The following is a 12,358-nucleotide window of genomic DNA, read 5'->3' as shown; positions in this document are numbered from 1 at the left end:
TCCACTAAGGTGCCTCAGGCTCCAGCGTGTCGAGCAGCGCCGCACCGAGTGCCGCAGCGAACGCGTCCAGCGTGGAAGGCTCGTCCCAGCGAGCGACCTCGCGCGGATCGAGCGCGTGGTGTGTCTCCACCAGGACGGATGGCATCGTCGGCTGCCGAAGCACGAAGATGCGCTTCGTCGGCTCGTGGCGATCGACGAACACGCCGCGCTGCACTGGATCCGGCTCGTACAGCCCGGTGTACTCCGCGCCGCCGTAGGGGAGAAACCCCGCCTCCTCCATGCGCGCCGCCACCGCCCTGGCCAGCGCGAGGCGGCGTGCCGACAGCGCGGGTTCCCCCTCGTCCGACCACAGCACCGAGAAGCCTGGCGAGAGGTTGCTCACCGGGCAGCCCCCGACATGACGTTCCGGTTGTCCACGTACATCCGAGTGCAGGCTCACGAACGCTTCGGCGCCCCAGGTCTCGGCCTCCTCGACGCGCTCGCGGTACTCCACGGCGCGGTCACTCTCCCGGCTGATGCGCAAGGCGAACGCGCCCGTGCTCTCGAGCCGGTCGGCGACTGCGCGCGCGGCGGTCAGCGTGAAACTTTCCTCCGCCTCGCAACGACACGACGTGTTGCCGTGGTTGTTCGAGGCGCCATGCCCCGCATCGAGCACCACCCGCCGCGCGATGCCCGGGGCGGGGAGTCTCATCGCCGGCAGCGTCAGCGTCGCGCCTGCGGCGGGCCACCGAGGGGCGAAGACCGGCGTCGCTCGTCGCTCTGGACCACGACACCGCGGCATCGTCGCCCACGCCAGCGTTGCTGCGCTGACGGCGCCGGCCACTCCGATCAAAATGCTCCTCCGAGAGACCAAAATCTATCGCTCACGCGCGGGTTGCGGCCCGTTGCTTCTCCTCATGGCCGATGGTAGCGGCAAGCTACCGTCGCGCGCCAGCCGACCCTCATTCTCGGCGGTGCGCTCCATCCGAGGAGGAATCCGATGCGCAACACCAAGCTGTCTGGTCGCATGATCACGCCCCACACTTTCGGAGACGCGTTCGAGCGTGCGCTCTTCACCATGCGCATCAGCGGCCGCGAGGTCTTGCGCACGGGCGCCGTGGCGGGCGCGATGGCCCTCGCGACAGGTCCCACCGCGGCCGGCTGCCTCGCGAACGCGGGCGACGCCGCCACGATGGAGATCGGCGAGCACGACCTCGTCGAGCTGGACTGGGCGCAGTACGAGGGGCAGCGCAACACCGCCATGGTGTCGTACGAGAAGTCCCACTGGCACAACTACACCGGCTGCGGCTCGCGCATGGGCTGCACCGGGGTCGACGTGTTCGTCAAGCTGCGGATCAAGCCCGTCACCGGCGCCAACCTGGACTTCAAGCGGATCGGCGTCATCTACAAGACCGGCGGCCAGGGCACCGAGGTGACGGCGACCGGCACCTACCACGCCACGCGCTCGAACGGCGACGAGGAGTGGCACGTGAAGATCAGCCTGCCGACCTACTCGCAGCAGGTGTTCACGTTCAACGCCTGGTACCAGGACGGCGCGGGCAACACCTACTACGACGACAACAGCGGCGAGCTGCACGTGGTCAACTACGGCGCGACGTCGACCGTGATCTACCGCGACACGGTGAACACCAACGTCGCCGTGAACTCCAGCGGCGTCCAGGGGCGCGTCCGCGTCAACCTCGCCGATCTCGACTACGACAAGGACGTGGTGGTCCGGTGGACGACCGACGGCTGGGCCACCTCCACCGACACCCCCTTGTCGTTCGTGGAGGACATCTCGTCGACGTACGAGCGCTGGGAGCACGAGTTCAACGTGCCCGGTGACTTCCAAGAGTTGCAGTACGCCATCGTCTACCGCCATGGCGTGGTGAACGGCGCCGACGTGTACGAGTTCTGGGACAACAACTTCGGCGCCAACTACGTCGTCAACCGCCAGTAGACGACGGACGGCCCGAAGCGCCTTCCCTCCCCCGCCCACCGCCCTCCCCCGCCCACCGCCCTCCCCCGCCCACCGCCCTCCCCCGCCCACGCCATTCCGCGTGGCATCGCCCCTTGCGCGCGCCATCACCGCTTCCGCGCGCAAGCGCGGCGCCTTCTGCCTGTAGACTCCCTCGCCCTCGTGCCGCGCCACCTCGTCCCTCTGCACCTGCCCGACGAAGGGCTCTTGCTCTTCCAGCACCGCCCCTCTCGCCCCGTCCCGTTCCTCGACCTGCGCGGCGACCTCACCCACTGGTATCACGCCGACCCGATGCACCCGGCCGCCGACGGCCGCTTCGAGGTCGGCGTCCGCGTCGGCACCGGCATCTACGGCTACAAGTTCAACCTCATCGACGGCACCTGGGAGACGGACCCCCGGAACCCGCGCACCCGCGCCGTCGACGGCATCCAGAACAGCGTCCTCTCCGTCGGCGGCGCTGCCGAGCCCGTGCTCCACGCCCCTGCGCGACCCTGGCTCGCGCGCACCGACGACGGCCGCCTGATCGTCCGCGCCGGCCTCCGCCGCGGCCACGGCGACGGCCTGCGCGTCCGCTGGGACGAAGGCGACGGCCTCCGCCTCGCCCCCATGGTCCTGGCCGCCGAGGAAGACGAGCACCTCCTGCTCGAAGCCCACCTCCCCGCCTCCGCCCGCCACGTCGAGTACGCCTTCCTCCTCGACGACGGCCGCTACGTCGGCCGCGAAGGCGGCGCCGGCCAGGCGTTTCGCGTGGCCCCCCGCGCGCTCGCCGCTGCGCCGCCTGCGTGGTGGCGTGACGCCGTGCTCTACACCGTGTTCGTCGATCGCTTCCGGCGCGGCGGCACCGGCGGCACCTGGCCCATTGCCCTCGCCCACGAGCGCGACCGCCTCGGCGGCGACCTCGACGGCCTCCTCGAAGGCCTCGACCACCTTGTCGACCTCGGCGTCACCGCCCTGCACCTCACCCCTCTCTCCACCTCCCCCTCCGCCCACCGCTACGACGCCATCGACCCACGCGCCACCGACCCCGCCCTCGGCGGCGACGACGCCTTCGTGCGCCTCCTCGACCAGGCACACCGCCGCGGCCTCAAGGTCCTCGTCGACCTCGCCCTCACGCACGTCCACCGCGACTTCTTCGCCTTCGCCGACGTCCGCGCGCGGGGCCCCGAGTCCCCCTACTGGCACTGGTTCCGCGCCCACCGCTGGCCCTTCTTCGACGGCCAGGACCCCGGCTACGCCCACTACCAGAAGGAAAACTGGCACCTCCCCCTCCTCGAGACCGCCCACGAAGAGGTCCTCGACTACCTCGCCGCTGCCTGCACCCGCTGGGTCGAACTCGGCGCCGACGGCATCCGCATCGACGCCGCCGCCGACCTCCCCTTCGCCGCCGTCCGCCACCTCGCCCGCGAAGTCCGCGCCGTCCGCCCCGACGTCGCCCTCTTCGGCGAGGTCATCCCCGACAACCTCCACCGCTGGACCGGCGGCCTGCTCGACGCCGCCACCGACTTCGGCGCCCAGCAAGCCCTCGACGACTGGCTGGTGCACGGCCGCGGCGCCGAGCGCGCCCGCCAGATCCTCCTGCGGCGCCGCTTCTTTCGCGGCGGACCCGGCCACTCCTCCATCGCCTTCACCGCCACCCACGACCAGTCTCGCCTCCTCACCCGCCTCCGCGACCCCGAAGCCACCCGCCTCGGCCACCTCCTCGTCCTCCTCCGCGCCGCCATCCCCGCCCTGTATTACGGCGACGAGATCGGCCTCGCCGGCCCTCCTGGCGAGCGCGCCTTCGAGGACGCCTGGCCCGACCGCCTCCCCATGGAGTGGGATCGCTCCCGCTGGGACCACGACACCCTCGACCTGGTCCGTCGCGCCCTCCACCTCCGCCGCGAGACCCGCGCCCTCCGCGAAGGCGACGAGCTGTTCCTCCCCGCCGACTTCCCCCCCGATCCCCCCGCCGCGCTCCCTCCCGCCGACCCCCTCGCGCCTCCCGGGGAGCACCCCTCCACCGACGACGCACCTGCCGACGGCCTCCTCATCCTCCGCCGCGTCGCTGGCGCCGAGATCGTCGACATCCTCCTCAACGCCGACCGCACCCCGGTCCAGGTCCCCCTCCCTGCGGGGGCCCCTTCCGGCGCCGAGCCCCTCCTCGTCCAGGGCGACGCCGCCGTCGACCCCGAGCGCGGCCTCGTCCACCTCGGCCCCCGCGCCGCCATCGTCCTCCGCCGCGTCCTCCCCAGAGACCTCGGCGCCCTCGCCACCGAGCTGCTCCGCACCAGCCCACGCCGCGCCGTCGCCGCCTTCAAGCAAGGCGACCTCGCCCCCTTCACCCTCCCCGCGCGCCTCTACCTCACCGTCACCGAGCGCTGCAACCTCCGCTGCCGCCACTGCATCACCACCGCCCCCGGAAGGACCGCGGACGGCACCGCGCGCACCCTGAAACCCTGGCTCCTCGACGCCCTCGCCGAGGCCTTCGCCGCCGCCACCTACGTCGGCTTCGTCCATGGCGGCGAGTCCCTCACCGCCCCCCTCTTCCCCGACGTCCTCCGCGCCATCCAGCGCGCCCGGAGCGGCCAGCCCACCGACGTCCACCTCCTCACGAACGGCATGCTCCTCGACGGCGACATGGCCCGACGCCTCATCGACCTCGGCGTCACCAGCCTCGCCTTCTCCCTCGACGGCGCCACCGCCGAGACCAACGACACCCTTCGCGCCGGCGGCCAGCTCGACCGCATCCTCCAGAACCTCCGCGACACCCTCGCCGCCCGCCGCGCCCTCGGCGCCGACCTTCGCGTCGGCATCTCCACCGTCGTCACCCGCAGCGCCCTCGACGAACTCCCCGCCCTCGGCCACCTCGCCCGGGACCTCGGCGTCGACTGGCTCAAGGTCGAAGAGATCGTCCCCTCCACCCCCCTCGCCGCCCGCGAGCTGCTCGCCCCCCGCGCCTCCCGCGTCGAGGCCGCCGTCGCCGCCCTCCGCGAGGCCCTCACGGGCTCTCCGGTCGTACTCGTGGACCACCGCGACCCCCCGGGCGGCTGCGCCTGCGAGGCCCGCGGCAAACCCGAGCTACGCGCCTTCCGCGAGGCCGACGACTACGCCAACCGGACGCGCCTCGACGCCTGCCGCATGGCCTGGGAGCAAGCCGCCATCGACCCCGACGGGACCGTGCGTCCCGTCGATTACGAGCAGCCGCCCCTCGGCAACCTCCTGGAGCACACCCTCCTCGAACTGTGGAACGGCGAGGCCATGCAGCGGGTGCGCGCCGAAGCGCTGACCCGCATCCCCCGCGCCCGGCGGACGAACTGCCCGATGCTGTAGATCGGGACCTCGACCTCGCCGACCTCGTCCAGCGGGCCCGGCTCAGTAGTTCCGGACGACGACCTCGCCCACCTTGCCTCGGCCGGTGGCCTTGCTGTTGATGCTGCGCGATGCCTGGACCGGATCGATGGCAAAATCCTGGTACAGCTCGCGGATCTGCGGCACGTCCGAGCACGAGAGCATCACGAAGGCCCGCTTCCGCGACAGCTCCCGGAAGACCTCGGCCAGGCGGACCTGCTCGTTCCAGCCGAACCCACCCGGGATGTACGACGTGAAGTTCGCCGTCGCGGACACCGGCGGATACGGCGGGTCGAGGTACACGAAATCGCCAGGCCGCACCTCGTCGACCACCCCGGAGAAATCACGGACCTCGATCCGCGTGTCCCGGAGCGCCCCAGCGCAGAGCCGCAGGTTGGCCTCGTCGCAGATCTTCGGCTTCGCGAAGCGCCCGAACGGCACATTGAAGCGCCCGTCCTGGTTCACCCGGTACAGGCCATTGAAGCCGGCCCGGTTGAGGAACACCGTCCTCGCCGCGCGATCCACGGGGTGCATCACCTCGGGCTCGAGGCCGCGTACCGCATAGTAATGGTCCCGGTCGTACGGATGACCCTTCAGCCCCCGGATGAGCGCCTCGACATCGTCGCGCACCACCCGGTAGCAGTTGACCAGCTCCTCATTGATGTCCGTCAGGGCCGCACCGAGCGATCCCGCGGCCGATGCGCGGAGGTGGAAGAACACCGCTGCGCCCCCCATGAAGGGCTCGAAATAGCGGCCGAATCGCTTCGGAAAGAAGGGTCGATATTGTTCGAGAAGCTGGCCCTTGCCCCCTGCCCACTTCAAGAATGGACGCGCACGAAGTGCGTCATCCTGCCCTTGAAAAAGGCGGACGGCGGCCGAGGAGGTCGGCATGATGCCTCCGGGGACGCATAACAGCGTCTTTGCGGATCGGGACCTTAGCACGCGATCCAGACGTGTCTCAAGCGACGGATCGCGACGGATCCGCTATTTTCAGAGCGGATCGTGCATCCGATCCGCACCACGACCCATTGGGGCTAGGGGACGACGAACCCCCTATCCATTGGGGATTGCGGGGTTCGCGGCGGGCTTCGAAGGGCCTTGGATCAGGCCCGGGCGGGCGCCTCTCAGGGCTGGGTGGGGCGGATCAAGCCCACGGGGCAGGACACCCCGGTGCCACCCACGCCGCAGTACCCGTCGGGATTCTTCTCCAGGTACTGCTGGTGGTAACCCTCGGCGTAATAGAGCTCCGGCGCCTCGACGATCTCGGTGGTGATCGCGCCGTGTCCGGCCGCGGTCAGCTCCTTCTGGTACAGCGCGCGCGAGGCCTCCGCCGCCGCCCGTTGCGCCGGGTCATAGCAGTAAATCCCGGAGCGGTACTGGGTGCCCACATCGTTGCCCTGCCGCATACCCTGCGTCGGATCGTGGTTCTCCCAGAACTGGCGGAGCAGCTCCTCATAAGAGACGACCTTCGGATCGAACACCACGAGGACCACCTCATTGTGTCCCGTCCCGCCGGTGCAGACCTCGCGGTAGGTCGGGTTCGGCGTGTGCCCCCCCGCGTAGCCCACCGCCGTGGTGTACACGCCCTTCACCTTCCAGAACTTGCGCTCGACGCCCCAGAAGCAGCCCATCCCGAACAGCGCGCGCTGCAGACCGTCCGGAAAGGGAGGCGAGATCCGGCGGCCGTTCACGTAATGCTTCTCGGGCACGGGCATGCGCTCGGCCCGACCGGGGAGCGCCTCTTCTTTCGTGGGAACCTGGAGCTTGCGCGCATCGATCCACATGAGGACCGATCTTGGGCGATCGGCGCCCTGTTGACCAGGGGTCGATAGCTCCCGTCCGCTGGCGTCAGCGCCTGGCGGCCTGAGGCGGGGGCGGCTCTTTCTCGTAAGGATCGCCGATGCGGAATTTTATCGCAAAGCCCGCCGAGAAGAGCACGTTCGAGCTCGACTGGGTGTCACCGAGCCAGGTCACCAGGCCGGCGTGCGGCTGCAAGCGGATGCGCTTCGAGGCCACGAATTCGAGACCCACCGAGCCGCCGACGAAGTTCTCGTAGGCGCTCTCGTTGTTGCTGAAGGCATAGAGCCCCACATAGCGCGGCCCGAGGGTGATCCGCACCCAGTCGGCGGGCGCAATGTCGACGAGCAGCGGGATCTGATACTGAACGAATGCTGCGCCATTCTCGCCTGCGGCCAGGAACGTCGAGTTCACGCCCGGGTCGATGGCCAGCGCGAAATGCTCGGTGTCGAGGAAGTTCACCTTGGCGTCGACGCCGAAGTTGCCCCAGCCGCTGATCTGGAAGGCTGCGTCGAATCGCTCGTGGAACCCGTACCGCACGCCGAAATCGACGTTGGGAATCACCACCATGCCCGAGCTGCCCGCGCCCGAGCCGCCGAGGGCGCCGTAACTCAGTCCCGTCGCGCCAGGCGACACCCCGAGCTCGAACTGCCCCGGCGTCACCGCCTTGGCCGTGGTCATCGAGGAGTAGCTCGGGCACCCCAGAAGGAGCGCCGAGGCGCTCGCCACCGCCGCAAACCCGAGCCACCTGGTCAGGTCTTGCTTGGAAACACCAGCTCGCATGGAGAAGCTCCCCGTCCTGCGATTGCCGCCCTGGACGCTATGAAAGAACCTCCACCGTACCTGCCGCGAGGAGAGCGCGACAGAGGACAGGCGAGCTTGCTCAGGCGAAACCGTGCTCGTTCAGCGTCATGCGTGCACGCGGCCATGAGCGCCTTCAGTCATGAGTGCTCGTGACCTTGTACGACTGCGGTCATGCGCGACGGCGATCATGCGCGACGGCGATCATGCACGACTGCGGTCATGCGCATCGGCGGTCAATACCTGCCGGACGCTGAGGCATCGCGGCCAGCGAAGCGCGAGGCATCGCGGCCCAGCAGGACGCGATGCATCGAAGCCAGCAGGACACGGACCTCTGCGCCGAGACGGCGGATGACCTGTCGACTTGCAGCGCCGCACGCCACGCTGGCACCTGGCCATCGACCAGAGAACGCGCCGCGCGCGACGTCCGCAGGCCACAGGGGGAGGGGCGGCGGGTGACGCGACCACGTCCCTCCATTCGTGGCGCACTGCGATGTGATCCCATCGCTGCTGACGCAGCGCTTCATTACACAGCGTATTCGCCCGCGTCGCTGCCGCGCCCTGGTGGGGCACCGGCTCGGTCCATGCTGTCGAGGGCGTTGGTTGAAGCGTGCGGTGGGATCTCGCTGTCCCGGCTCGATTTCGACGAGCCCGCGTGGGCTGCACCAGCTCGTCGATTCGATTGCTCCTGGACGATCGCGCTCGGAGGAGCGCTCTGCGCGACGCATGGCTTGCTTCGAGTACGAGGGCAGGAAGTGCCCACGGATCTCGATGCGCTGCTCGCGCCGGTGTGCAGCTACCGCGCACCCTGTCGGCGGCGGGTTCCCGTGGTGCTGCGGCGTCCGGTGGCAGCACGGGGACTCCGCTTGCCTGCGCCCGTCGTTCGTCGCGACGTCGCGCCGGCGCTGCGCTTTCTCCCGGTCGTCCCGGCGCTCCGACGGCGCGTCGACACGGCCGTGGTCCTGCGCCGCGGTGACGCGCCGGTCGCGCGCTTTCGCGTCGTCGTGGCAGACCTCCGGTGACGCGGCGTGGTTGCCGTCGTGCTCTTCGCGGCGCGCGTCGAGCGCTTGACCGTCGTGCCCGTGGCCCGCTTGCGGCTGGTCGCGCCGGTCGCGCGCTTGGCCGTCGTCGTGGCGCGCTTGGCCGTCGAGCCCGTGGCGCGCTTGGCCGTCGTCGTGGCGCGCTTCGCTGTCCCCGTGGTGCGCTTGGCCGTCGAGCCCGTGGCGCGCTTGGCCGTCGAGCCCGTGGCGCGCTTGGCCGTCGTCGTGGTGCGCTTCGCTGTCCCCGTCGAGCGCCTGGCCGTCGAGCCCGTGGCCCGCTTGCGCGGGGTCGTGCTTGTGGCGCTGCTCTTGCGCTTCTTCGGTGCCGATTTCGCGGTCGATGATTTCGTCGTCGACGACCGGGGCGACGTCGATTTCGCCGACGCCGATTTCGGAGACGGTTTCGATTTCGAAGCGGTCGGCTTCGCGCTGGAGGACTTCGCCTGTGACTTCTTCTTCGACCCCTTCTCCGGCAGATCGACGCCGCTGCGACGTGCCTTGTTCAGACCGATGGCGACGGCCTGCTTCTTCGACTTCACCCCGTGCTTGCCCTTCCGGACGTGCTCCATCTCCTCGCGGACAAACTCACCGGCCTGCGTGGTCGGTGCCTTCCCCTCGCGCTTGGCCTTCCGAGCGCGCTTCATCGTCTGCTTGCTGGGCACGATGCTGTCTCCTTTGTGACGCTCGCGCGTCTTGACGTTCGGAGCTTGCAGTTCCCGGGCCATCTCACCATTGCGAGCACGTCGCGCATTGACCTGACCGCGCGAGGTCGTCGCTCGTCGCCACACGCCCCACGTCGACCCCGGCGCGGACATCCATGCCAGATCCAGCGTGCGTCCTGCATTGCGTCTGACCGGATGGAACCCTGCGGCATGTGCTGCGATGCAGCTTACGGTGGGGGACGCCGACGAACGCTGTGCGTCACAAACTTGGCCCGATCGCTCCGCCTCCGATACCGCGTGGGTAGACCCATGCTCCAGCAGGCGGCCCGACCCCAACGGATATCGCTGCGCAGTTCCCTTCCCACGGCGAGGCCCGGCCTCGCGAGGACGCGCGGCAAAGAGCAGAAGCGCGAGGTGATCGCGCCCGAACGAGGCAAGGCGAAGCCCTTCCTCAAGTGGGTTGGCGGCAAGCGGCAGCTCCTGCCGGAGCTCGAGCCGCGCATTCCCTCCCACTATGGCACCTACCACGAGCCCTTCGTGGGCGGCGGCGCCCTGTTCTTTCACCATCAGCCTCGCCGCGCCGTCCTCTCCGACGCCAACGAGCGCCTGATCCGTACCTACCGCGGCGTCCGTGACAAGGTCGAGGACGTGATCGGGCTGCTCTCGAGCTACCCCCACGACCGCGACTTCTTCTTGGAGATGCGCGGCATCGACGTCGACCGGCGCAGCGACGCCGAGGTGGCGGCCTGGTTCATCTACCTGAACCGGACCGGCTTCAATGGTCTCTACCGCGTCAACCGCAGCAACATCTACAACGTGCCCTTTGGCGATTACGACAACCCCGTGATCTGCGACGCGGACACCCTGCGCGCTTGCGCCCGCGCGCTGCGCCACACCGAGCTGCTCTGCACATCGTTCGAGACGGTGGTGGACAGGACGCGCCCTGGCGACTTCGTGTACTTCGATCCGCCGTACGTCCCGCTCTCGCCGTCGTCGAACTTCACCGCCTACACCCGCGGCGGCTTCGGGATGGCCGAGCACGCGCAGCTCCGCGACGTGGCGCGCACGTTGAAGGCGCGCGGGGTGAGCGTGCTCCTGTCCAACTCGTCGGCGCCCGTGGTCCACGCACTGTACGGCGATGGCTTCGAGCTGGCGTCGGTGGGGGCGACCCGGGCCGTGAACTGCAAGGCGGCGGGGCGCGGCCGGGTCCAAGAGCTGCTCATCCGCTGAAGCGCGGCGAGGTCGGTGGCGCTCGCCGCTCTCCGCGGACGCGCCCGCGGCTCAACGGTGGCAAGAGCGGGCGGCTCCCGCTGCCTTCCGCCGGCACGTCAGCGGTCGTCCGGGAGAAGGTGAGGGGGCGCGCTGTAGGCAAACGTACATTCACCGGGACTGGCAGCCGCTGTGGGAAGTCTGTGGATCTATAAATAGAGAGAGGGGGCCTTCTCGGAAGGGCCAGCGCCCCAGGAAGTTCAGGAAGAACGTCCCAGGCTGGGTCGCTGGACCCCCGGAAGAGCTGGAAAAGGCGCTCCAGCGCCTTCGCCTCCCGGCCTCGATGCCGTGAATTCGGGGAAGGGCGGCCACGCCAGCACAAAGAAAAGCCCTCCGACCGTTCCCCAAGGTCTTTGCTGGTGCAGCCACGGCGCCTCGGACCGTTCCCCAAGGTCTTTGCTGGTGCAGCCACGGCGCCTCGGACCGTTCCCCGAGGGCTTTGCTGGTGCAGCCACGGCGCCTCGGACCGCTCCCCGGGGTCTTTGCTGGTGCAGCCACGGCACCTCGGACCGTTCCCCGGGGTCGATGCTGGTGCAGCCACGGCGCCTCGGACCGCTCCCCGGGGTCTTTGCTGGTGCAGCCACGGCGCTTCGGACCGTTCCCCGAGGGCTTTGCTGGTGCAGCGACGACCCTCTGGACCGTTCCCACCCCCTCCCTTGCTGAGTCACCGTGATTTGTCTTACGTTTGGCCTCTTCCCTCGGTGGCATCCTCGCCTACGAGAGAGCGGCGTCACCCCATGCGACGCGGGGCGCACGCGCCGCGCCTCGGGGACACGACCAGCGCGCGCGCTCCTCGTCGTCGCCTGCCGCGCGCCTGCGTCAGCGTCGTGGCGGGATGGGATAGAGCGCGGGCAGGTCTTCGTTGCGCAGGAAGCCGAGGGCCTCGCGGTGCACCAGCAGCTCCCAGAGCGCCTTCTTCGCGGCGTCGTGCTGCCGGTTGTGCTCGTCGATGCGGTAGCGCAGCTCCACCGGATCGGGGGACGACGGCTTCGAAAGGAGCGCATCGATCTTCCGGCCTTGCGCTTCCAGCGTCTGGATCGCGCAGGTCACCTTCTCTTCCGAGCGCCGCAGCGCTGAGGCCATCTCGCGCACCAGCTCCACGGCGACGCTCTCGCGCCCTGCGGACGGGATGCGGCTGTGGACGCGATCCTTGTACGCGCCGTCGATGCGCTCGGTCTGGATGTCTTCCGCCAGCCGCTTCCAGATCGGTTCGCTCATGAAGACCAAGGATGACAGCGCGACGAAAGCAGCGCACGACGAGGTTTCCGTCGGCGCGACGAACGCCCGATCGCGCCGAGCCGGGCGCTCGTTGCGCCTCGCGGTGCGGTGGTGACACGCTCGAGCCCGTTGCGCGCGAGGGGACGCGCGTCGGGCTCCCGCGTGTCGTGCGGAGGCCTGCTCGACGGGTCGCTCCGGGGGTCAGCGTCGGCGGGGCGGCGTTGACTGGGCTCGCAGGAGGTCGGTAGCCTTGGCGTCGACAGCGGAGAGGGGAGACGTCTCAGGGC

10 protein-coding genes are annotated in these 12,358 nt (G+C 69.8%); 5 read left to right on the top strand and 5 right to left on the bottom strand.

Annotation, left to right across the window (positions count from 1 at the left end; translation table 11 throughout):
* Nucleotides 1-4: 4 nt before the first annotated feature.
* The gene (locus CMC5_RS02310) at nt 5-691 is read right to left on the bottom strand and encodes an N-acetylmuramoyl-L-alanine amidase family protein (RefSeq protein ID WP_245678247.1); all 687 of its coding nucleotides are present in this window, start codon (nt 689-691) and stop codon (nt 5-7) included.
* 288 nt (nt 692-979) lie between these two features.
* Here CMC5_RS02310 and CMC5_RS02305 point away from each other — a divergent pair, with 288 nt between their 5' ends.
* Both CMC5_RS02305 and CMC5_RS02300 read left to right on the top strand, forming a co-directional pair.
* Nucleotides 980-1,939: a carbohydrate-binding protein gene (locus CMC5_RS02305; RefSeq protein WP_050428876.1), complete on the top strand. Its 960-nt coding sequence runs from the start codon at nt 980-982 to the stop codon at nt 1,937-1,939.
* A 180-nt stretch (nt 1,940-2,119) separates the two neighbouring features.
* Complete coding sequence (locus CMC5_RS02300) at nt 2,120-5,266, top strand: alpha-amylase family glycosyl hydrolase (protein ID WP_050428875.1); 3,147 nt, start codon at nt 2,120-2,122, stop codon at nt 5,264-5,266.
* A 42-nt stretch (nt 5,267-5,308) separates the two neighbouring features.
* Here CMC5_RS02300 and CMC5_RS02295 read toward each other — a convergent pair whose 3' ends face one another.
* The 3 genes from CMC5_RS02295 to CMC5_RS02285 form a co-directional block, all read right to left on the bottom strand.
* Nucleotides 5,309-6,175 carry a DNA adenine methylase gene (locus CMC5_RS02295; RefSeq protein WP_050428874.1) on the bottom strand — a complete coding sequence of 289 codons (867 nt, stop codon included), beginning with the start codon at nt 6,173-6,175 and terminating at the stop codon, nt 5,309-5,311.
* A gap of 233 nt (nt 6,176-6,408) precedes the next feature.
* Complete coding sequence (gene msrA, locus CMC5_RS02290) at nt 6,409-7,068, bottom strand: peptide-methionine (S)-S-oxide reductase MsrA (RefSeq protein WP_050428873.1); 660 nt, start codon at nt 7,066-7,068, stop codon at nt 6,409-6,411.
* Between the two features lie 64 nt (nt 7,069-7,132).
* Nucleotides 7,133-7,864, bottom strand: a complete 732-nt coding sequence (locus tag CMC5_RS02285) for a hypothetical protein (RefSeq protein ID WP_050428872.1) — start codon at nt 7,862-7,864, stop codon at nt 7,133-7,135.
* A 773-nt stretch (nt 7,865-8,637) separates the two neighbouring features.
* Here CMC5_RS02285 and CMC5_RS43900 point away from each other — a divergent pair.
* The 3 genes from CMC5_RS43900 to CMC5_RS02270 all read left to right on the top strand — a co-directional run bounded on the left by CMC5_RS43900 (nt 8,638) and on the right by CMC5_RS02270 (nt 10,814).
* Nucleotides 8,638-8,904 (top strand): hypothetical protein, encoded by a 267-nt coding sequence (locus CMC5_RS43900; RefSeq protein WP_156338063.1) that lies wholly within the window; start codon nt 8,638-8,640, stop codon nt 8,902-8,904.
* Between the two features lie 6 nt (nt 8,905-8,910).
* The gene (locus CMC5_RS46820) at nt 8,911-9,603 is read left to right on the top strand and encodes a hypothetical protein (RefSeq protein WP_050428870.1); all 693 of its coding nucleotides are present in this window, start codon (nt 8,911-8,913) and stop codon (nt 9,601-9,603) included.
* 395 nt (nt 9,604-9,998) lie between these two features.
* A complete protein-coding gene (locus tag CMC5_RS02270) occupies nt 9,999-10,814 on the top strand; it encodes a DNA adenine methylase (protein ID WP_245678246.1) in 816 nt (271 codons plus the stop codon).
* An 858-nt stretch (nt 10,815-11,672) separates the two neighbouring features.
* Here the strand turns inward: CMC5_RS02270 and CMC5_RS02265 are convergent.
* On the bottom strand, nt 11,673-12,071 hold the full coding sequence (locus CMC5_RS02265; RefSeq protein WP_050428869.1) for a hypothetical protein: 399 nt from the start codon (nt 12,069-12,071) through the stop codon (nt 11,673-11,675).
* Between the last annotated feature and the right edge of the window lie 287 nt (nt 12,072-12,358).

The organism is Chondromyces crocatus (assembly GCF_001189295.1).
GTDB lineage: Bacteria > Myxococcota_A > Polyangia > Polyangiales > Polyangiaceae > Chondromyces > Chondromyces crocatus.
Note: the sequence above shows the minus strand (reverse complement) of the source record. Positions and strands in the feature narration are given on the sequence as shown.

Coding starts and splice junctions, on each gene's coding strand:
- msrA (WP_050428873.1), bottom strand. CDS start 7,068: ATGTGGATCGATGCGCGCAAGCTCCAGGTTCCCACGAAAGAAGAGGCG.
- CMC5_RS02310 (WP_245678247.1), bottom strand. CDS start 691: ATGAGACTCCCCGCCCCGGGCATCGCGCGGCGGGTGGTGCTCGATGCG.
- CMC5_RS02265 (WP_050428869.1), bottom strand. CDS start 12,071: ATGAGCGAACCGATCTGGAAGCGGCTGGCGGAAGACATCCAGACCGAG.
- CMC5_RS02285 (WP_050428872.1), bottom strand. CDS start 7,864: ATGCGAGCTGGTGTTTCCAAGCAAGACCTGACCAGGTGGCTCGGGTTT.
- CMC5_RS02295 (WP_050428874.1), bottom strand. CDS start 6,175: ATGCCGACCTCCTCGGCCGCCGTCCGCCTTTTTCAAGGGCAGGATGAC.
- CMC5_RS02305 (WP_050428876.1), top strand. CDS start 980: ATGCGCAACACCAAGCTGTCTGGTCGCATGATCACGCCCCACACTTTC.